Source organism: Variovorax sp. W1I1, assembly GCF_030815625.1.
Lineage (GTDB): Bacteria > Pseudomonadota > Gammaproteobacteria > Burkholderiales > Burkholderiaceae_C > Variovorax > Variovorax paradoxus_C.
The window spans coordinates 6,731,051-6,749,738 of sequence record NZ_JAUSWZ010000001.1 but is presented as its reverse complement, the minus strand read 5'-3'; the positions used below and the strand labels follow the sequence as shown (position 1 = coordinate 6,749,738).

The 18,688-nt window shown below is 68.5% G+C and carries 19 protein-coding genes; 10 read left to right on the top strand and 9 right to left on the bottom strand.

The window, feature by feature from the left end:
- Positions 1-7: 7 nt before the first annotated feature.
- Entirely contained in the window at positions 8-1,012 is a 1,005-nt protein-coding gene (locus QFZ83_RS31440) for a Ku protein (RefSeq protein WP_307512281.1), read from the bottom strand.
- Between the two features lie 65 nt (positions 1,013-1,077).
- Entirely contained in the window at positions 1,078-2,079 is a 1,002-nt protein-coding gene (locus tag QFZ83_RS31435) for a succinylglutamate desuccinylase/aspartoacylase family protein (RefSeq protein ID WP_307512280.1), read from the bottom strand.
- A gap of 154 nt (positions 2,080-2,233) precedes the next feature.
- On the opposite strand from QFZ83_RS31435, the gene QFZ83_RS31430 reads away from it, so the two are divergent.
- The gene (locus tag QFZ83_RS31430) at positions 2,234-2,506 is read left to right on the top strand and encodes a hypothetical protein (protein WP_307512278.1); all 273 of its coding nucleotides are present in this window, start codon (positions 2,234-2,236) and stop codon (positions 2,504-2,506) included.
- Here QFZ83_RS31430 and rpe read toward each other — a convergent pair.
- Complete coding sequence (gene rpe / locus QFZ83_RS31425) at positions 2,496-3,188, bottom strand: ribulose-phosphate 3-epimerase (RefSeq protein ID WP_307512276.1); 693 nt, start codon at positions 3,186-3,188, stop codon at positions 2,496-2,498. The genes QFZ83_RS31430 and rpe overlap by 11 nt on opposite strands.
- Before the next feature lie 60 nt (positions 3,189-3,248).
- On the opposite strand from rpe, the gene apaG reads away from it, so the two are divergent.
- The 4 genes from apaG to QFZ83_RS31405 all read left to right on the top strand — a co-directional run bounded on the left by apaG (position 3,249) and on the right by QFZ83_RS31405 (position 8,232).
- Positions 3,249-3,644, top strand: a complete 396-nt coding sequence (gene apaG, locus QFZ83_RS31420) for a Co2+/Mg2+ efflux protein ApaG (protein WP_013538994.1) — start codon at positions 3,249-3,251, stop codon at positions 3,642-3,644.
- Positions 3,645-3,776: 132 nt separating this feature from the next.
- Positions 3,777-5,759: a site-specific recombinase gene (locus tag QFZ83_RS31415; protein ID WP_307512275.1), complete on the top strand. Its 1,983-nt coding sequence runs from the start codon at positions 3,777-3,779 to the stop codon at positions 5,757-5,759.
- Positions 5,756-7,027, top strand: coding sequence for a cation:proton antiporter (locus QFZ83_RS31410; protein WP_306881888.1), 1,272 nt, complete (start codon positions 5,756-5,758; stop codon positions 7,025-7,027). The genes QFZ83_RS31415 and QFZ83_RS31410 overlap by 4 nt, the downstream gene beginning before the upstream one ends.
- A complete protein-coding gene (locus QFZ83_RS31405; protein WP_013538991.1) occupies positions 7,024-8,232 on the top strand; it encodes a YbdK family carboxylate-amine ligase in 1,209 nt (402 codons plus the stop codon). The genes QFZ83_RS31410 and QFZ83_RS31405 overlap by 4 nt, the downstream gene beginning before the upstream one ends.
- Here the strand turns inward: QFZ83_RS31405 and QFZ83_RS31400 are convergent.
- Positions 8,216-8,698, bottom strand: a complete 483-nt coding sequence (locus tag QFZ83_RS31400; protein WP_307512274.1) for a hypothetical protein — start codon at positions 8,696-8,698, stop codon at positions 8,216-8,218. The two genes, QFZ83_RS31405 and QFZ83_RS31400, sit on opposite strands and share 17 nt — an antisense overlap.
- Positions 8,695-9,057 (bottom strand): hypothetical protein, encoded by a 363-nt coding sequence (locus QFZ83_RS31395; protein ID WP_307512271.1) that lies wholly within the window; start codon positions 9,055-9,057, stop codon positions 8,695-8,697. Before QFZ83_RS31395 ends, QFZ83_RS31400 begins: the two co-directional genes overlap by 4 nt.
- A gap of 101 nt (positions 9,058-9,158) precedes the next feature.
- Here QFZ83_RS31395 and thiL point away from each other — a divergent pair, with 101 nt between their 5' ends.
- Entirely contained in the window at positions 9,159-10,118 is a 960-nt protein-coding gene (thiL, locus tag QFZ83_RS31390; RefSeq protein ID WP_307512269.1) for a thiamine-phosphate kinase, read from the top strand.
- Here thiL and QFZ83_RS31385 read toward each other — a convergent pair whose 3' ends face one another.
- Complete coding sequence (locus tag QFZ83_RS31385) at positions 10,119-10,826, bottom strand: DUF3053 domain-containing protein (RefSeq protein WP_307512267.1); 708 nt, start codon at positions 10,824-10,826, stop codon at positions 10,119-10,121. It abuts the gene before it with no gap.
- A 107-nt stretch (positions 10,827-10,933) separates the two neighbouring features.
- Positions 10,934-11,842: a LysR family transcriptional regulator gene (locus QFZ83_RS31380; RefSeq protein WP_307512265.1), complete on the bottom strand. Its 909-nt coding sequence runs from the start codon at positions 11,840-11,842 to the stop codon at positions 10,934-10,936.
- Between the two features lie 102 nt (positions 11,843-11,944).
- Here QFZ83_RS31380 and QFZ83_RS31375 point away from each other — a divergent pair, with 102 nt between their 5' ends.
- Both QFZ83_RS31375 and QFZ83_RS31370 read left to right on the top strand, forming a co-directional pair.
- Positions 11,945-12,952: a tripartite tricarboxylate transporter substrate binding protein gene (locus tag QFZ83_RS31375; protein WP_307512262.1), complete on the top strand. Its 1,008-nt coding sequence runs from the start codon at positions 11,945-11,947 to the stop codon at positions 12,950-12,952.
- A 43-nt stretch (positions 12,953-12,995) separates the two neighbouring features.
- Positions 12,996-14,705: an FAD-dependent oxidoreductase gene (locus QFZ83_RS31370; RefSeq protein ID WP_307512260.1), complete on the top strand. Its 1,710-nt coding sequence runs from the start codon at positions 12,996-12,998 to the stop codon at positions 14,703-14,705.
- A gap of 8 nt (positions 14,706-14,713) precedes the next feature.
- Here QFZ83_RS31370 and QFZ83_RS31365 read toward each other — a convergent pair whose 3' ends face one another.
- Positions 14,714-16,177: an MFS transporter gene (locus tag QFZ83_RS31365; protein ID WP_307512257.1), complete on the bottom strand. Its 1,464-nt coding sequence runs from the start codon at positions 16,175-16,177 to the stop codon at positions 14,714-14,716.
- Between the two features lie 181 nt (positions 16,178-16,358).
- Between QFZ83_RS31365 and QFZ83_RS31360 the strand changes: the two genes are divergently transcribed.
- Both QFZ83_RS31360 and QFZ83_RS31355 read left to right on the top strand, forming a co-directional pair.
- A complete protein-coding gene (locus QFZ83_RS31360) occupies positions 16,359-16,886 on the top strand; it encodes a phosphatidylglycerophosphatase A (protein WP_307512255.1) in 528 nt (175 codons plus the stop codon).
- Positions 16,887-16,891: 5 nt separating this feature from the next.
- Positions 16,892-17,419, top strand: a complete 528-nt coding sequence (locus QFZ83_RS31355; RefSeq protein ID WP_307512253.1) for a CinA family protein — start codon at positions 16,892-16,894, stop codon at positions 17,417-17,419.
- 19 nt (positions 17,420-17,438) lie between these two features.
- On the opposite strand, the gene QFZ83_RS31350 is transcribed toward QFZ83_RS31355, so the two are convergent.
- On the bottom strand, positions 17,439-18,623 hold the full coding sequence (locus tag QFZ83_RS31350) for a twin-arginine translocation pathway signal protein (RefSeq protein ID WP_307512251.1): 1,185 nt from the start codon (positions 18,621-18,623) through the stop codon (positions 17,439-17,441).
- Between the last annotated feature and the right edge of the window lie 65 nt (positions 18,624-18,688).

The window sequence follows — 18,688 nt, the reverse complement described above, 5'->3', positions numbered from 1 at the left end:
ACGCACCTCAGGCTGCGCGGCGATGGCGAGTTGCGGTCTTCGGGGCCGTTTTCGAAGCGGCCTTTGCGGCGGGCTTGCGCTTCTTGGCCGACGGCTTGGCGCGAGGCGCGGGCGCGTCGCCTTCTTTGTCGTCGTCCTCGTCCTCCTCGTTGGCCACGGCCTTCGTCTTGCCGCCCTTGCTGCCCTTGCTGCGCAGGCTGCGCTGCAGCAACTCGGTGAGGTCGATGATCTTGGCGCCCTTGCCCTCGGTGGACTGGCCCTCTTCGGGATCGGGCTGCGTCACCGTCTCGGTCTGGCCTGCCTTCACCTTGCGATCGATCAGCCGCAGGATCTCGTCCTTGAACTCGTCCTTGTATTCCATTGGGTCCCACTCGCCGCTCATGTCCTCCACGAGCTGCTGGGCCATCTTGAGCTCGCGGTCGGTGAGCCCCGCCTTCTTCGCATCTTCGGACGGCAGCGGCAGGTCGTTCCACGGGCGGATGTCGGCGCCCCAGCGCAGCAGGTTCAGCACGAGGCCGGGGCCGACGGGCACCAGCACCGCGAGGTGCTGCTTGGTCTGGATCACGACGCGCGCCACGCCCACGCGCTCGCTGCGCTGCAGCGTCTCGCGCAGCAGCGCGTAGACCTTCGCGCCCTTGTTGATCGGCGCCACGTAATAGGGCCGCTCCAGGTACACGAACGGAATGCCGTTCGCGGGCACGAAGGTCTCGATCTCGATGGTCTGCGTGGTCTTGGGGTAGGCGGCCGCGATCTCCTTGTCGCTGAGCACCACGTACTCGCCGTCCTCGTACTCCACGCCCTTGACGATGTTCTCGCGCGTGATTTCCTTGCCGGTCTTCTTGTTGATGCGCTTGTAGCCGACCGGGTCCATGCTGCGCTTGTCGAGCCAGTCGAAGTCGATGCCGTGGTCGGTGGTGGCCGAATAGAGCGCCACCGGGATGTGGACGAGGCCGAAGCTGATCGCGCCCTTCCACAGGACGCGCGGCGCGGGGGCTTTCTTCGAGACGGGCATGGGCACACTCCTTCAGGTTCGGAATGTGTGCCGCGCCCCGGGCCGCGCGGTGTAGGAACGCGGCCTCAGGCCGTGCCGGTCACCGGCCCGAGGACGCGCTCGCTCGGGTGTGCGAAGTAGAACCACTCGGTGCCCGGCAGCGCGAGCGCATTGGGGAACACGATGAAGCCGTCGTCCGGCGCGTTCAGCATCGTGCCGTCATGGCGCATGCCGATGGGCTCGCCGCGCCGCACCTCGTCGAAGGTGGCCCAGTCGCGCACGAAGCTGTCTTCTTCATGCAGGCGGTCGGTCACGCTGGCCAGGCGCAGCAGCTTCGGCGGCTGCGCCGGCGCGCCCGAGAGCCCGGGCGGCAAGGCGGCCATGCCGAGCAGCGCGAGCGTGCGGCGGATGGCGCGCCACGCCACCTCGGGCGCCTGGGGGTCGTCGTGCTGGCCGCATTCGAGCGTGACGCCGTAGCCGCCGCAGCTGCGGATGTATTCGTTGGTGCCGCGGCCGAAGTCGAGCGCGGCCTCGTCGGCCGGCGCGCCGCCGGCGCGCTGCGCGAGGCCGGCGGCGTAGATGTCGAGCCAGCCTTCCACCACGATCGGCGTGCCGATGTGCAGCGCGAGCTGGCCCTCTTCGTACGAGCGGGCGAAGGGCTCCAGCGTGCCGGTGTTGTCGCGCGGGCCGATCATCGCGAAGGCCTCGCCCTCGCTCTGGAAGGAGTGCAGGTCGAGCAGCACCTCGTGGCGCGCGATGACCGGCGCGAGGCGGTTGGTGATGCGGGCTTCGTAGTCGGCAGGTTCGTCGGTCGGGCGGAACAGGCGGTTGAGGTTGCGCTCGCCTTCGCGCTGCAGGCGCCGGCGCGCGAGCGGGTTGGCCACGGGCACCAGCGTCAGCTCGCCACGCTGCAACTGCAGCGTGCCGGCATCGAACTCGGCCAGGATGCGCTCGATGCCCGCGGTGCCGCAGGTCTCGTTGCCGTGCACGCCGCCGATCACGAGAAGGCGCGGACCGGGTTGGAGCGAGGCGAAGGTGTGGATGCGCAGGCTGTCGGTCGCCACGCCGGCAAAAGGATCGGAAGACATGCGGGGATTATTGCGGAGGCCCGTCCGCCGGCGCAAAGCCGCTATCCGTTTCATAGCGCCCGAGCGGCCACCTACAGGGCCTGCCTTGCATGTCCTACCGCCGCGGCGCGCCGTGCGGGGCACGCTGCAAGGCAACGCACGAAGGAGCCACCGCATGACCCAAGCCAAGACCAGCAAGACCCGGCCCACCGACCCGAAAGACCCGTCGACGGACGCGGGCGGCGGCAAGACCAAGGTCGAGCAGGGCGGCGAATCGGCGCCGCGCCTGCCGCACGAGCGAGACCAGTCCTCGGACAGCCAGCAGACCCAGGACGGTAAACCCACCAAGGTAGGCCGCCAGGCGCACGACGACGTGGAACGCGGCGTGGTCGACACCGACCGCGGGCCTGAGGCCGACCGCGTCTACAACGACAAGGTCAAGCGCTGACGCCGGCCAGGTTCTTGCGCATCTCGCCGATCACCGCGCCGTAGTCCTTGGCATTGAAGATCGCGCTGCCGGCCACGAAGGTGTCGGCACCGGCCGAGGCCACGCGCGCGATGTTGTCGGCCTTGATGCCGCCGTCCACTTCGAGGCGGATGTCGCGCCTGCTTTGCTCGATGCGCTTGCGCGCGAGTTCGATCTTGCGCAGCGCCGAGTCGATGAAGCTCTGGCCGCCGAAGCCGGGGTTCACGCTCATGATCAGGATGAGGTCGATGTCGTCGATGGCCCAGTCCAGCGCTTCGAGCCCCAGCCCCGGGTTGAACACCAGCCCCGCCTTGCAGCCCGCGGCCTTGATGGCCTGGATGCTGCGGTGCACATGGGGCGACGCGTCGGGGTGGAAGCTGATGTAGTCGGCGCCCGCTTGCGCAAAAGAGGCCGCCAGGGCGTCGACCGGCTGGATCATCAGGTGCACGTCGATGGGCACCGGGGTGCCGTCCGCCGTCTTGGCGTAGGGCTTGAGCGCCTGGCAGATCATCGGGCCGAAGGTCAGGTTCGGCACGTAGTGGTTGTCCATCACGTCGAAGTGGATCCAGTCGGCGCCAGCGGCGATCACGTCGGTCAGTTCCTGGCCGAGGTGCGCGAAATCGGCGGAAAGGATGGAGGGGGCGATGCGGAACGGGGTGCTCATAACCCCGGATTCTCGCAGCGAGCGGAAGTCCGAGGAAAGGCCTCCGTTACCATCCGCCCCATGTCACACAGCCCCTTCAGCGTCCAGGTCGAACCGCGTTACCTGGCCGACCAGTCCTCCCCGAAGGACGACGTCTACACCTTCTCCTACACGATCACCATCACCAACGTGGGCACGGTGGGCGCGCAACTGATCGCGCGCCACTGGCTCATCAACGACGCCTCGGGCCACCCGCAGGAAGTGAAGGGCCTGGGTGTGATCGGCCAGCAGCCGCTGCTGGCGCCCGGCGAATCGTTCCGCTACACGAGCGGCTGCCGGCTTCAGGCGGCGAGCGGCACGATGCACGGCAGCTTCTTCGTGGTGACCGAGGAAGGCGAGCGCTTCGATGTGCCGGTTCCCATGTTCGTGCTCGAAGCCGACATCGGCGGTGCACCCGTTTCGCGGGTGCTGCACTAGGCACGCCCCGGGCTTCGCACACTTCGTATCGCCTCTTCTTGCCCCCTCGCCGGGGGCAGCACCAGCGGCCCGGCGAAGCCGGTTCCGCGGTGTTCCCGCGCTGACTTTCCTCTCCTCTCCTTTCCTTTCACCATGGCTGCAGCATCGCGCGACTTGCAGGGGCTGCTTGCCGGCCTCGACCCTACGGCCGATGTGGCGCAGCGCCACATCTGGCTCATCAATCTTTTCGACTGGCTGCGCGGCGACCGCGCCTCGCCGCAAGCGGCCATGGGCCGGGTGTCGCTGCTGCTCGATGCCGTCGAGGCGCGGCCCGAGTTGCGCGAGCGGCTGCGCGCCTGGTGGCGCGTGTTCACGCAATCGGTGGACCTGACCACGCTCCTGGCCGACTACGGCTTCGCGCCGCGCACCGCGTTCGTGAGCGAGCTGAGCGAACGGCTGCGCCGGAAGATCCTGCCCGGCACGCCCGAGACCACCGATGCCTCGGACCTGTTCCGCATGGTGCTGCCCGGCGTGTTCGACGCGGGTTGGATCGCGCTGCTCGATGACACCCAGCTCGCCCGCATCGGCGCGCTGCTGGCCGATGCCACCGTGGACACCGACGGCTCGCCGCGCTGGCGCCATACCGTGATGGACGCGGTCACCTACTGCGGCAGCCAGGTGGTGGCCGCGGGTTTCTCGCCCGAGCTGCGCCTGCGCATCAGCGCGGAGCACCACGAGAACCGCCCCTTCCACGCGCTGATGGCCGACCTGGACGAACTGCGCGAGCAGATGTTCGAGCAGCCCGAAGGCGAAGAAAGCGACGAGGCCCTGCAGGCCGCCTTCGTGGCCTTCCGCGACCGGCTCGACGCCTGCCGCGCCAGCGCCTCGTCGGTCTACACGCACCTGGAGGACAACGGCATCTCGGTCGGCCTGGTGTTCCGGCTGCGCCAGTTGCGCGAGCGCGTGCTGCGCATCCGCGAACTGCTCGACTGCCTGATGTCGCCCTCGCCCGCGCCGAGCGTGGCGCGCCTCATCGGCAAGCTGGTGCTCGCGGGCGGCGAGCGCAACAGCATCCGCGCGCTCGTTGCCACGAACTCGTCGATGCTCGCGGCCAAGGTGACCGAGCGCAGCGCCGAGACCGGCGAGCACTACATCACCCGCGACCGCGCGAGCTACCTGCAGATGGTGAAGAAGGCCGCGGGCGGCGGTGCGCTCACTGCGGTGACGGTGCTGCTGAAGTTCGGCATCTACGCGCTGGCGCTGTCGGCTTTCTGGGCCGGCCTCGCCTCGGGCCTGATGTATGCGGCGAGCTTCGTCGCGATCCAGTTGCTGCACCTGACGCTCGCCACCAAGCAGCCCGCGATGACGGCGCCGGCGCTCGCGGCGCGGCTGCGCGACATCAAGGCCGATGGCGCGGTGGACGATTTCGTCGACGAGGTGGCCAACCTCGTGCGCTCGCAGGTGGCGGCGGTGCTGGGCAACGTGCTGGTGGTGGTGCCGGCGATGGTCGCCCTTGCGCTTCTGGTGCAGTACGCGCTCGGTCGGCCGCTCCTGGACGCCGCGCATGCCGCGGCCACGCTGAATTCGCTCTCGCTCGCCGGGCCGACCGCGCTTTTCGCGGCAATCACCGGCATCCTGCTGTTTTCGGCCAGCATCGTCGCCGGATGGACAGAAAACGCCTTTGTCCTGCATCGCCTGGACTCCGCCATGCGTTACAACCCACGCATCGGCGCCTTTCTGGGTGCCGCCCGGGCTCGCCGCTGGGCCACCTTCATGCGCACACACATCTCAGGCTTCGCCTCCAACATCTCGCTGGGACTCATGCTGGGCCTGCTGCCCGCGTTCGCGGGTTTCTTCGGGCTCGGGCTGGATGTGCGCCACGTGACACTCTCGGCCGGGCAGATTGCCGCGGCCGCGGCGTCCACGGGCCTGTCGGTGCTGCAGCAGCCCGCCCTCTGGTGGGCGGTGGCGGCGATCCCGGTGATCGGCGCGCTCAATGTGAGCGTGAGTTTCTATTTCGCATTCCGCCTCGCGCTGCGCGCGCACAGCGTGAGCCTTGGTGACCGCGCCCGCATCCGCAGCGCCATCTGGGCGCGCTGGCGCAGCCGGCCTGTGAGCTTTTTTCTACCTGCATGAATTTGACGAGCTTCATCAACGATCTGCTGGGCTTCTGGTCCGAATGGGTGCGCCCTTCGGCGGGCCTGCCCACCGTGCTGTGGTCGCTGCTGCTGGCGGCCGCTGCGGCCTCCGGCCACCTGGTGCAACGCTACCTGGGGCTGCCCAAGGTGATCGGCTATTCGCTGGTCGGCGCGGTCGTCGGCTTCGCCGGCTTCGAGGGCGCGATCTGGCCGCTGCGCGGCATCAGCCTGTTCCTTCTTGAACTGGGCGTGGCCGTTGTGCTGTTCGAGGCCGGCGGCCGGCTGCCGCTGCGCTGGTTCCGCCACAACCCGATGGTGCTGGTGCAGAGCCTGCTCGAAGCCACGCTGACCTACTTCGGCGTGTACTGGGTGCTCACGCTGCTGGGCCTGCCCGAGCCCGTGGCCAACCCGATCGCGCTGATGGCCATCGTCGCCTCGCCGGCGGTGCTGAGCCGCGTGATCATCGACACGCGCGCCGCGGGCCCCGTCACCGAACGCGCGATGACGCTGGCCACGCTCAACACCTTCTACGCGCTCGCGCTCGGCTACGCGCAGGCCGGCCTGATCGAGCGCGCGCCGCAGACGATGCTGCAGAAGCTCTACCCGGTGGCGGTGGTGCTCGGCCTCTCGTTCGTGGTCGGCGCGATCATGGCGCTGGCCCTGCGCACCGCCCTGCGCGTGATGAGCCCGACAAGCGAGAACACCTCGATCCTGCTGCTGGCCATCATCGCGGCCGGCGCGGCGCTCACCGCGCACGTCGGCGGCTCGGCACCGCTTGCCGCGCTGATCGGCGGCGTGCTGCTCAAGACCCTCAATCCCAAGCCCTGGGCGTGGCAACGGCAACTCGGCACCGCCGCGTCGCTGCTCACCATGCTGATGTTCGTGCTGGTCTCCATCGTGGCGGCGCAAGCCGACTGGACATTGCCGGTGGCCAGCGTGGTGCTGGCCGTGATCGGCGTGCGCATGATCGCCAAGATCTCCGGCGTGGCCATCGCCAATCCCGGCAGCGGCGCGAGCTGGAAGCAGGCCTTCTGGGTCGGCTGCGCGATGTCGCCGCTGTCGTCGATCGCCCTTTTGATCGCATCGAATTTCGCCACCGCGTCGCCGCTGCTCGGCACCATGATCACGCAGGTCGCCCTGCCGTCGATCCTGCTGATGGAAGTGGTGGGCGCCGTGCTCGCCACCGTGGCCATCCATGCGGTCGGCGAGAGTTCGGTGCCCTGGGCGCCCCAGGCCTTCAGCACCACCGAGGACACGCAGCGATGAGCACCGCCCTCCAGACCCCCATCGATCCGGACAGCGACGACGTGCGCTCGGCGCCGCTTGCGGCCGACCCCGACAGCCGCGCGGTCAAGCTCGAGCCGTTCAACAAGTCCGAGGCGCTGTCGCTCGGCGTCGAGCTCGAGCTGCAGCTCGTGAACACGCACGACTACGACCTGGCGCCCTATGCCGAAGACATGCTGCGCCTGATGGCGCAGACGCCGCTGCCCGGCAGCGTGGTGCCCGAGATGACCTCGAGCATGATCGAGATCTCCACCGACATCTGCCACTCGGCGGCCGATGTGATCAAGCAGCTCTCGCCGATCCGCGAGGCGCTCATCAAGAACGCCGACAAGCTCAACATCGCGGTGGTCGGCGGCGGCACGCATGCGTTCCAGCAGTGGCACGAGCGGCGCATCTACGACAAGCCGCGCTTTCGCGAACTCTCGGAGCTGTACGGCTACCTCTCCAAGCAGTTCACCATCTTCGGCCAGCACGTGCACATCGGCTGCCCCGATGCGGATGCGGCGCTGTTGATGCTGCACCGCATGTCGCGCTACATCCCGCACTTCATCGCGCTGTCGGCCTCCTCGCCGTTCGTGCAGGGGCAGGACACGCAGTTCGACTCGGCACGCCTGAACTCGGTGTTCGCGTTCCCGCTTTCGGGCCGCGCGCCGTTCACCACGAGCTGGAAGGAATTCGAGGCGTACTTCGAGCGCATGACCCGCACCGGCGTCGTGCGCAGCATGAAAGACTTTTATTGGGACATCCGCCCCAAGCCCGAGTTCGGCACCATCGAGATCCGCGTGTTCGACACGCCGCTCACGGTGGAACGCGCCGCCGCGCTCGCGGGCTATGTGCAGTCGCTCGCCGCATGGTTCCTGCAGGAGCAGCCCTTCGAGCCGAGCGAGGACGACTACCTCGTCTACACCTACAACCGCTTCCAGGCCTGCCGCTTCGGGCTGGACGCGGTGTATGTCGACCCGGCCAGCGGCCAGCACATGCCGCTGCGCGACCACATCCTGATGACGATGACGCAGCTCGAATGGCACAGCGAGGCGCTCAACGCCACGCAGGCGCTGGGCGAACTGCGCACCAGCGTGGAAGCCAATCGCAACGATGCGCGATGGCTGCGGGAGAAGCAGGGGAAGGAGCGGCTGCTGGCGGAGGTGGTGCGGCAGGCGGCGTTGAGGTTCAGAGGGGCGGCTTGAGCTTCGCCCGACGGGCAAGAACGAAAAAACCGGCCGCTACCGCCAACAAGAAAATCGACACGACCGCATTGAAGAGGGTGTCGAAAACCCGGCCATCGATGCTCGCGGCATTCTGGTCGGACTGATCGGACCTGTAGGTCACCCAGAGATCACCATGCCAGAAACCGAGACAGAAGTCCTTCCCGGTTCGCGCACACGTGGTGTCAAGGTAGAGGCCGTTTCCGCCATACGCGTAGCCGCGCTCATCCATGGTTCGGATCCACTCGCCGAACGCCTCGCCGTCCGGGAACCGTGCGTGCTCGGCGGCGAACGCCCGGACGAACTGCGAGGCAACGCGGATGTGGTCGCGCTCGATGGGATCGAGCACCACGTCGCGGTGCGAGGCAGCGACTCCGAAGACGATCACGAATGGAAGGACGAGCCACAAGGCGAGCCACGCAAGGAACAGATACGCCAGTCTTTTCATTGCCGCCTGCACGTCCGTGATGCGACTTGCAGAAGTGCCAGCAGCGAAACGACGCCCATTGCGCCGAAAGTCGAGGCCTGCGGCTGCGCCACGAGCAAGACCACGAACACGATCGGTACGTAGAACATCGGCACCGACAACCAGATGAACACCCGTGCAGCACCTCGATGCCATTGGGCGAAAACGATGGAGAAGCCGAGCAACAGGGCGGTGGGCAGCGTCACATAGAGCAGGCGTGTCGACAGGCTCGTTCTCATGAGCTCGGAGAAAAGAGAACACATGAAGAGCACCACGCAGGCGCCTCCCACGATCACGGCCCTGCAAAGGGCGGCCGCATATGCAAGCGCTGGGGTTTTCATTGGCGACTCACGAAGTTTCGGATCGGGGACTTTGCCGAGCGCCCGAGCTTTGCCTGTGAAGGCTCCGTGAACTCCCAATAAACAGCCCTTATGCTCCCCCCATGGGTGAATTCGACCTGATCACACGCTATTTCAAACGCCCCGCCAAGCGCTCCCCGCTGGGCGTCGGCGACGACTGCGCCTTGCTCGCGCCCGCACCGGGCATGCAACTCGCCGTGTCTTCCGACATGCTGGTCGAGGGCCGGCACTTTCTATCGACAGTCGAGCCTTCAAGGCTCGGCCACAAGGCGCTGGCGGTGAACCTCAGCGACCTCGCGGCCTGTGGCGCGAAGCCGCTGGCCTTCACGCTCGCGCTCGCATTGCCGGGCGTGGACGAGCACTGGCTCGAAGGCTTCTCGCGCGGCCTCTTCGCGCTCGCGGACGAGCACGGCTGCGAACTCGTGGGTGGCGACACCACACGCGGCCCGCTCAACATCTGCATCACGGTATTCGGCGAAGTGCCGGCCGGCTCGGCGCTGCTGCGTTCGGGCGCTCGGGCGGGCGACGACATCTGGGTCAGCGGCACGCTCGGCGATGCGCGGCTGGCGCTCGAGGTGTTCCGCGGCACGATCGCGCTGCCTGCCGAGGTGTTCGCAGAGGCCCGCATGCGGATGGAGCAACCCACGCCGCGCGTCGCGCTGGGGCAGGCCCTGCGCGGCATTGCCTCGTCGGCGGTGGATGTGAGCGACGGGTTGGTCGGCGACCTGGGCCACATCCTCGGATCGAGCAACGTGGGCGCCACGCTCGACGTGGATGCGGCCGTGGGCACGGTGGCTGCGGCGGGCACGCCCGCGCTGAGTGTCGAGATGATGCGCACCTGCGCTTTGTCAGGCGGCGACGACTACGAGCTGGTGTTCACCGCGCCGCCCTCCGCGCGCGCAGCGGTCGAGCAGGCCGGCAAGGACAGCGCCACGCGCGTGACGCGCATCGGTCGCATCGATGCGGAAGCGGGCCTGCGCATCGCCGACGCAAGCGGCGCGCCGGTGGCGCAGCGCTTCGGCTCGTTCGACCACTTCGTCTGATCAGCTTCCGCGGACCACCGCCTGCATCTTGCGCTGCGCGGCGTTGATCGCCGCGGACTGGCCGTTCAGGTTCTGCAGCATCTTGTTGAGCTCCGCCTGCACGGCCGGATCGGTCACCGTCACCGAGGCGCCGGAGATCTGGATCTTCGACTTGTTCTGCTGCAGGAACTCGCCCACGGCCAACGCGCCGTCGAAGGTGGTGTCGAGCGCGGGGAACACTTCCTTGAAGGTGGCGGCCGGCGTCGAGACGGTCTTCTCGTAGGCCTTGTCGTAAACCTGCTTCAGGTCGTCGGGTTGCTTTAGTTGCGCGCGTGCGGCATCGGCCTTGGCCAGTTGCTGGTCGAGCGCGGTGCGCAGGCCCGCGAGGCCTTCCTTCGCCGCCTTGAGGTCGTCGCGGCGGGTCGCCAGGTCGCCGATGGAGCGCAGCGCGCCTTTGGCCATGACCTCGCCCATCGGCTGGCTCACCGACTTGTTCATGCCCTCGGTGAAATCGGTGATCACCGCGTAGTGCTGGGCGTAGTCGCCGAAGGACTTCTTCTGCTCTTCGCTCGGAGACGGCACGCGCAGGCCCGGCTTGTCGAGCACGCGGGTCTGAAGGAATTCGATGAAGGCGGTGCGCTGCTCGGCCTCCTTGTTGCCGCAGGCCGCGAGCATGAAGCTGAAGGCGAGGCACAGGCCGAGGACGCCGAGGCGAACGATGTTCTTCATGGAGGGAGTGTTTTCTCTGTGGATATGACCCGTCAAGCATACGTCCGGCATATGGCTTTCAGAGGCGCCGCACCCGCCTGCGTTGCACCGGCGGCCTACCTGCAGGGCTACAGGGATTTCTTGATCGCCTCGATGAAGGCGCGCGCCGCGACCGACAGCGAATGTCCTCGCTTGATGACCAGCGAGATGTCGCGCGAGACCCGCGGCGCGCTGAGCACCTTGACCACCAGCGACGGATCGTTCGCAGCGCGCGCGAAGGCCGAGGGCATGATCGATGCGCCCATGCCGATGGCCGTCATCCAGATCGCGGAGGAGAGAAAGGACACCTCGTTCACCACGTCGAGCGCCACGCCGGCATCGGCCGCGGTGCCGTCGATCAGCGGCCGCACGCCGTAACCTGCGCGCACGGTGATCAACGGGTGGCCGGCGAGGTCGGTCCAGCGCACGACACGTGCCTTGGCGAGCGGATGGTCGTCGCGGCACACCAGGGCGAGGTGGTCGCGCATGAGCCGCTCGACCTCGACTTCGGCACCGGGCCGCTCAGGCGTGCCGATGCCGAAGTCCACATGCTCGCCCAGGATGCGCGAGATGAACTGGTCGGGCGCGCAGTCGTTGACCAGCACGCGAACTTTCGGATGCTCCTGGCTGAAGCTGCGGATCGCATCGGGCAGCAGAAAGGTGGCCAGCGTGGGCGTGATCGCCACCGACACGCGGCCGCGCTCCAGCGTGGTGAGTTCGCGAAAACCGGTGGAAAGCGAATCGACGTCGCGCAGGATGCGCTCGGCCACGGGCAGCATTTCGTTGGCCGCCGCGGTCGGCTTGAGCGAGCGCGTGGTGCGGTCGAACAGACGCGTGCCCAGGCCCTCCTCGAGCTGGCGGATCAGCATGCTCACCGCCGACTGGGTGACGAAGAGCCTTTGCGCAGCCGCGCTCAGCTTGCGCAGCTGGTGCACCGCGAGGAACGCGCGCAGCTGGCGAATCGTCGGGCTGAACGTAGGACTGAAGTTTTCATTCATAAGGCAATCTGATATTTGATACGAAATTTCTGGATTTACGAATGAATTTCCGCATCGTTCAATGGCTCCAAACAAAGTAAAAAGACAATCAAGGAGCCCTCCATGACAGCATCGATCGCCCGCAAGGCGCCACCGCTTCGCAGGCAATTGCTGCTGGCCACGGCCTTCACCCTCCTGGCCGGGCCCGCCCTGGCACAGGCCCCGGCCGCCGACTTTCCCTCCCACCCGATTCGCATGGTCGTGACTTTCCCGCCCGGCGGCAGCGCGGACGCGGTGGTGCGCATGCTGGTGCCGCGGCTCAACGAGAAGCTGGGCCAGCAGGTGGTGGTGGACAACCGGCCCGGCGCCGGTGGCAACGTGGGCCTCACGCTGGTGGCGAAAGCACCGGCTGACGGCTACACGCTCGGCCTCGGCGCGGCCGGCGCGCTCACCGCCAATGTGAACCTTTATCCGCAGATGCCCTTCGACCCGGTGAAGGACTTCAAGCCGGTCGGCATGGTCGCCGCCACGCCGTTCGTGATCGTCGGGCATCCCTCCATCGGCGCGCGCACGCTGCGCGAACTGATCGCGCTGGCCAAGGCGAAGCCGGGCACGCTCTCGATGGGCCACGGCGGCAACGGCACCGCGATGCACCTCTCGACCGCGCTCTTCGCGCAGATGGCCGACGTGAAGCTGATCGAGGTGCCCTACCGCGGCTCGGGCCCGGCCGCGCTCGATGCGATCGCCGGCCAGGTGCAGCTCGCGCTGGTCGACCTGCCCGCCTCGCTGCAGCAGATCCGGGCCGGCAAGCTGATCGCCTTCGGGGTGACGAGCGCACAGCGCGTGCCGATGCTGCCCGACGTGCCCACCGTGGCCGAGGCGGGCCTGCCGGGCTACGACTCGACCGGCTGGTTCGGCGTGGTGGCGCCGGCCGGCACGCCCGCGCCGATCGTGGCGCGGCTCAACGCCGAGCTCAATGCCGCGCTCGGCGACGAGCAGATCAAGGCCTCGATGCGCAACCTCGGCGCGGAGCCCGCACCGACATCGACCGAGGCCTTCGAGGCCTACATCCGCAGCGAGACGAAGAAGTGGGCCAAGGTGATCCAGGTCGCCAACATCAAGCTCGACTGACGGAACAGAACAAAACAGACAGAGACAACAGGCAGGAACGACCATGAACGACACCACACTGAAGGCCGACGTTCTCATCATCGGCGCGGGCCCCGTGGGCCTCACGCTGGCCATGGACCTCGCATCGCGCGGCGTCTCGGTGATCGTCTGCGAGACCCGCCGCTTCGCCGAACCGCCGAACGTGAAGTGCAACCACGTGGCCTCGCGCACCATGGAGCAGTTCCGGCGCCTGGGCGTGGCGCAGAAGCTGCGCGATGCGGGCCTCCCCGCCGACTACCCTAACGACGTGGTGTTCCGCACCACCGTGACAGGCACGGAGCTCACGCGCATTCCGATTCCGTGCCGACGCGACCGCTACACCGAGACCGAAGGCCCCGACGCCTGGTGGCCCACGCCCGAGCCGCCGCACCGCATCAACCAGATCTACCTGGAGCCCATCCTCCTGAAGCACACGGCGGCGCTGCCGGGCGTGCAGTTGCTCAACCGCACGCAGTTCGCGGGCTTCACGCAGGACAGGGAAGGCGTGACCGCCATCGCCATCGAAATGGACAGTGGCGTCACGCGCAGCATCCGCTGCCGCTACATGGTCGGCTGCGACGGCGGCAGCTCCGTGGTGCGCAAACAGATCGGCGCCAAGCTCGAAGGCACGGCCGTCATCCAGCGCGTGCAATCGACCTTCATCCGCGCGCCGCAGCTGCGCGACATGATCCCCGGCAAGGCCGCGTGGTCGACCTACGCGATGAACCCGCGCCGCTGCGGCACGATGTTCGCCATCGACGGACACGAGACCTGGCTCGTGCACAACCACCTGAATGCCGAGGAGCCCGAGTTCGATTCGGTCGACCGCGACCAGGCGCTGCGCGACATCCTGGGCGTGGGCCCCGATTTTCAGTACGAGGTCATCAGCAAGGAAGACTGGATCGGCCGGCGCCTCGTGGCCAACCGCTTCCGCGAAGGCCGGGTGTTCCTCGCGGGCGATGCGGCGCACCTGTGGGTGCCCTACGCGGGCTACGGCATGAACGCGGGCATCGCCGATGCGCTCAATCTCTCGTGGCTGCTGGGCGCCTGCGTGCAGGGCTGGGGCGACGAGGCCATGCTGGACGCCTACGAGGCCGAGCGCCAGCCGATCACCGAGCAGGTGTCGAACTTCGCGATGGACCACGCACAAAAGATGATCCGCGCGCGCCGCGCCGTGCCGCAGAACATCGAGGCGCCCGGCCCCGAGGGCGATGCGCTGCGCGCCGACATCGGCAGCGAGGCCTACGCGCTCAACGTGCAGCAGTTCTGCTGCGCGGGGCTGAACTTCGGCTACTTCTACACGGGCTCGCCGATCATCATCGCGGACGGCGAGCACACCGCGCCGCCCTACTCGATGGGCGACTTCACGCCGTCCACCGTGCCCGGCTGCCGCGCGCCGCACTTCTGGCTGGCCGACGGCCGCTCGCTGTACGACGCGTTCGGCCCCGGCTACACGCTGCTGCGTTTCGACCGCAGCGTGGACGTGCGGCCGCTGGAGCGCGCCGCGCAGAGCTACAGCATGCCGCTCACGGTGCTCGACATCGAGACCGCCGAGGTGCCCAAGGTCTACGCCCACCGCCTGGTGCTGTGCCGCGCGGACCAGCACGTCGCCTGGCGCGGTGCGCACCTGCCGTTCGACGTGTATGACTTCGTCGCCATCTTGCGCGGCGATGCCAAGCGAGTGCGCGAGCGCAAGCGGGCGCTGGCTTGGGAAGGCGTCGTCGCGGCCGCCTGAGCGCGTGCCTAGGAACGTGCCGCGACCACGCGGTACGCCAGCCACGCGGCCAGCGCAGGAGCGAGCGCGAAGCTCGCGAAGAGCCACACCGCCGCAGACTGCGCACCCTCGACGCCGCCCGGCAGCGTGAGGCCCGCCGCGTTGGCCACCAGCCCCGCCACCGCGGCGCCCACCGCCATGCCGTAAAGCTGGATCGTGGTGATCGAGGCGGAGGCCAGCCCCTCTTCTCCCTTGGGTGCCAACGACAGCACGCGCGTCACGAGGTGCGGCCAGCCGATGCCCACGCCCGCGCCCACAACGGCGAGCGCCATAGCGACCAGCGCGATCTCGAAGCCCGCGCCCAGATGTCCCGGGAACGGCAGCAGCAGCGCCAACGCAACGAGCCCCAGCGTGCAGGCCACCGGGCCGGCGCGCAGCATGCGGTCGGCACCCGCACCGCTGCGGCCCGACGACAGCAGCGAGCCCGCGCTCCAGCCGCCGGCCATCGCGGCCGTGAGGTAGCCCGCCGCGAGTGGCGTATGGCCGTGCAGCAACTGCAGGAAGTACGGCACGAAGATCTCGGTCGTGGTGCCGATCAGCAGCAACGCGACGCTCGCATAGATGGCACCCAGCGGTGCGCTCAACACATACGCACCGGTCGGCAGGAGCCGCACCGTGGCCTGGCGGTCGACGCGCGTGGCGATGACGCCGATACCCAGGCCGAGCACCACGCCCGCTGCCTGCAGGGCGAGGTCGGACAGGAGCCCGCTCGCCGCGATCACCAGCACCGAGGTGGCGAGCAAGCCGATCTGAAGCGCCGGAATGCCCGGCATCTTCGCCGGCCTTGCGTGATGCACGCCGGCACCTGGACGCAACTGCACCGTCACCAGCAGCGCCTGCGCCGCGGCCACCGGCAGCAGGAACCAGAACGCCCAGCGCCAGTGCCCCGATTGCGCGAACAGCCCGCCCACCGCCGGCCCGCACAGCGTGGCGACGCCCCACATGCCCGACACCAGCGCCACCGCGCGCGGCCACAGCCGCTGCGCGAACACGAGCTGGATCAGCCCGTAGCTCAGCGCCGCGAGCATCCCGCCGCCCAGCCCCTGCACCGTGCGTCCGGCGAGCAGCCAGTGCATCGCCGGCGCGAGCGCGCAGCCCACCGAACCGGCGGTGAACACGGCCAGCGCCGCAAGGCACGCGCCGCGCGGCCCCAGCACCGCGAGCAGACGCACCGACAGCGTGGCCCCGAGGATCGAGCCGACCACGAAGAGCGTGGTGCTCCACGCATACCAGTCGAGCCCGCCGATCTCGCGCACCACCGAGGGCAGCACCGTGGTCACGATATGGACGTTGACCGCATGCAGCGCGACGCCCCCGGTGAGCGCCAGCGCGCGCCAGCCGTTGCGGCCGGTGAAGAGTTCGCCCCAGGCGGCCGTGGCCGGCGGCGAGATTGAAGAAGGATCGGCGACGGAGGAGGAAGCAGCAGGCGGCATGGCGAACCCGAAAGACTGGAAAGGAGTCCGGATCCTAGGCGTCCAAGACCAATTAAACAAGCTATTGCTTTGATAAAAAGGCCGGAGCCCTTGATCGCCCGGAGCCCGGATGCGCGACACTTCGGGCTTGATGCAAGCCGCTTCCCCTTCTTCCTCCTCTCACGCCACCGCTTCCGGCGCCATGCCGCAACCCTCGATCCGCCGCCCCACCCTGCGCTTCCTGTTCGGGCACCCGGCGCACGCCATCGCCCTGGGCTTCGGCTCGGGTCTGCCGCGCTTCGCGCCCGGCACCGTGGGCACGCTCTGGGCCTGGGTCGCCTTCGCGGTGATGCAGCTGTGGTTCACGCCGGCCACCATCGGCTGGATCATCCTGGCGTCGCTCCCCATCGGCTGGTGGGCCTGCACGGTGACGGCGCGCGACATGAACATTGCCGACCCCGGCGCCATCGTGTGGGACGAGGTCGTCGCCTTCTGGATCGTGCTCTGGCTGGTCACGCCAGCCGGGCTCTTCGCACAGGCCATCGCCTTCGGCCTGTTCCGCTTCTTCGATGCCGCCAAGCCCGGCCCGGTCGCCTGGGCCGATGGGCTGTTCAAGCAGCGCGATGCCGCCCAAGTCCGCTGGTGGCGTGCGGGCTTCGGCATCATCCTCGACGACCTGGTGGCGGCCTTCTGCACGCTGCTGGTCATTGCCCTGTGGCGCGCCTGGTGAACACCATGGATTCTTCTTTCCCTTCGACGTTGTCGTCGCCGCTCCCCGACCAGGACACGCCCGCGCTGGTCGCGGCGGTGGCCGAACGGCTGCTGCACAAACGCTGGATGCTCTCTACCGCCGAGAGCTGCACCGGCGGCCTGATCGCCGCGGCCTGCACCGAGCTGGCAGGTTCGAGCGCTTGGTTCGAGCGCGGCTTCATCACGTACTCCAACGCGGCGAAGACCGAGCTGCTGGGCGTCGATGCGGCGTCGATCGATGCCCACGGCGCGGTCAGCGAGCCGGTGGCACGCGCCATGGCGCTCGGCGCCATTGCGCGCTCGGCCCCGTCGCGCGCGGCCATCGCCGTGACCGGCATCGCTGGTCCCACGGGCGGCACGCCCGAGAAACCGGTCGGCACGGTGTGGTTCGGTTGGTGCGTCGACGGGCAGATCCGCACCGAGCGCCGCCGCTTCGACGGCGACCGCGCCACGGTGCGCGCGGCTACGGTGCACTACGCGCTGCAGACGCTGGTGACGCTGCTGGGCGACTAAGCCCCGCGGCTCCGCTTCTTCAAGCCATCATGAAATCGCCGACCGCGCGGCGCGGCGCAGCCTGCACCGGCGAGATCGGATAGCCGAGCCGACACATCATCTGCAGCGTCGGGCCGCGTGCGTTGCGCGGCGGCTCCGTACCCAAAAGCAGGTCGTGCGCCGCCGCGTGATGCGGCGCCATCTCCGCAAACTCCTCGAGCGGCTGGCTCATCGGATGCAGGCCCACGCCCAGGTCGGTGGCGCGCAGTTGCTGGCGCACATAGGCGCGGCCCGCGGCGATCTGGTCGGTGCGACTGTTGCCGCGCGTGCTGAGCCAGACAAAACCCATCGCCGTATTGGCCTGGTCCTCGAACATCTGGAAGGTCTGCTTGAACGACTCGCTGTCTTCCGAGGCGGGCACGTTGCGGTCGAACTGCCCCAGCGCGATCGCCAGGCGCAGCGCCGGATCGTTGCGCGAGAAGCCGTCGCGGTGTTCGAGGATTTCCTGCGGCCCGACGCGGAGCATCCGCAGGTTCTCCAGCGCCGTGCCGGGCGTGGCGATCTCCACCCGCGCGGCCGCCGCGCAGAGCTTGCGCAGCACCCGCACACGGGCCATGTCGACCGTGCCGCCGGCCTGCACCGTGCCGCCCGCGGGCGCGATGGCGGTGAGCCCCTGCAGCATGTCGCTCGACACCGGCCGGGCGGTGTCGAAACGCTGCTTCGGCGTGCGGCGGCGCAGCACCTGCGCGAACAGCGGATCGGGCGCGCCGCCACTCGCCAGCCGCAGCCGCGCCACCGGCACATGCGGCCAGTGCCGCGGCTCCAGGGGCAATTCGCCCTGCGGCCACAGCTGCACGCTGGCCAGGATGCCCTGCTGCGCCAGCGCCATCACCAGCAGCTCGATGAAGGCGCCATGGCCGATGAGCGCCTGGCGGCCGTACGGATCGGTCTGGGGCAGCAGGCGCTCGCGGTCGCAGTAAAGAACGATGGCTTCGGGCTCGCGCAGATCCACCAGCCACGGCTGGCAGTTGTAGGCGGTGGGCGCGGTGACCGCGTAGGCCACGGCGCGCCTGCGCGCATCGGGCTCGTTGCCGGGGCCGTTCCATATCTCGAGTGCGGCAGCCGGTATGTCGGAGTGCAGCCACCAGGTTGCCAGAGCAACCGCGCCTGCCGCCACCACCACACCGCCTCCCAGCAGCCGGACAAAATTTCTTCGTTCGTCCATTGCCCGCATTATCGAAAGACGCCTTTCAATTCACAATGCGTCAACTTTTGATACCTGCTATGCGG

What these genes read in the sequence shown, in the direction of transcription:
- rpe (WP_307512276.1), bottom strand. Translation starts at nt 3,188, where the DNA reads ATGAGCACCCCGTTCCGCATCGCCCCCTCCATCCTTTCCGCCGATTTC.
- QFZ83_RS31410 (WP_306881888.1), top strand. Translation starts at nt 5,756, where the DNA reads ATGAATTTGACGAGCTTCATCAACGATCTGCTGGGCTTCTGGTCCGAA.
- QFZ83_RS31385 (WP_307512267.1), bottom strand. Translation starts at nt 10,826, where the DNA reads ATGAAGAACATCGTTCGCCTCGGCGTCCTCGGCCTGTGCCTCGCCTTC.
- QFZ83_RS31365 (WP_307512257.1), bottom strand. Translation starts at nt 16,177, where the DNA reads ATGCCGCCTGCTGCTTCCTCCTCCGTCGCCGATCCTTCTTCAATCTCG.
- QFZ83_RS31395 (WP_307512271.1), bottom strand. Translation starts at nt 9,057, where the DNA reads ATGAAAACCCCAGCGCTTGCATATGCGGCCGCCCTTTGCAGGGCCGTG.
- QFZ83_RS31370 (WP_307512260.1), top strand. Translation starts at nt 12,996, where the DNA reads ATGAACGACACCACACTGAAGGCCGACGTTCTCATCATCGGCGCGGGC.
- QFZ83_RS31430 (WP_307512278.1), top strand. Translation starts at nt 2,234, where the DNA reads ATGACCCAAGCCAAGACCAGCAAGACCCGGCCCACCGACCCGAAAGAC.
- thiL (WP_307512269.1), top strand. Translation starts at nt 9,159, where the DNA reads ATGGGTGAATTCGACCTGATCACACGCTATTTCAAACGCCCCGCCAAG.
- QFZ83_RS31440 (WP_307512281.1), bottom strand. Translation starts at nt 1,012, where the DNA reads ATGCCCGTCTCGAAGAAAGCCCCCGCGCCGCGCGTCCTGTGGAAGGGC.
- QFZ83_RS31400 (WP_307512274.1), bottom strand. Translation starts at nt 8,698, where the DNA reads ATGAAAAGACTGGCGTATCTGTTCCTTGCGTGGCTCGCCTTGTGGCTC.
- QFZ83_RS31360 (WP_307512255.1), top strand. Translation starts at nt 16,359, where the DNA reads ATGCCGCAACCCTCGATCCGCCGCCCCACCCTGCGCTTCCTGTTCGGG.
- QFZ83_RS31350 (WP_307512251.1), bottom strand. Translation starts at nt 18,623, where the DNA reads ATGGACGAACGAAGAAATTTTGTCCGGCTGCTGGGAGGCGGTGTGGTG.
- QFZ83_RS31415 (WP_307512275.1), top strand. Translation starts at nt 3,777, where the DNA reads ATGGCTGCAGCATCGCGCGACTTGCAGGGGCTGCTTGCCGGCCTCGAC.
- QFZ83_RS31435 (WP_307512280.1), bottom strand. Translation starts at nt 2,079, where the DNA reads ATGTCTTCCGATCCTTTTGCCGGCGTGGCGACCGACAGCCTGCGCATC.
- QFZ83_RS31380 (WP_307512265.1), bottom strand. Translation starts at nt 11,842, where the DNA reads ATGAATGAAAACTTCAGTCCTACGTTCAGCCCGACGATTCGCCAGCTG.
- QFZ83_RS31355 (WP_307512253.1), top strand. Translation starts at nt 16,892, where the DNA reads ATGGATTCTTCTTTCCCTTCGACGTTGTCGTCGCCGCTCCCCGACCAG.
- QFZ83_RS31375 (WP_307512262.1), top strand. Translation starts at nt 11,945, where the DNA reads ATGACAGCATCGATCGCCCGCAAGGCGCCACCGCTTCGCAGGCAATTG.
- QFZ83_RS31405 (WP_013538991.1), top strand. Translation starts at nt 7,024, where the DNA reads ATGAGCACCGCCCTCCAGACCCCCATCGATCCGGACAGCGACGACGTG.
- apaG (WP_013538994.1), top strand. Translation starts at nt 3,249, where the DNA reads ATGTCACACAGCCCCTTCAGCGTCCAGGTCGAACCGCGTTACCTGGCC.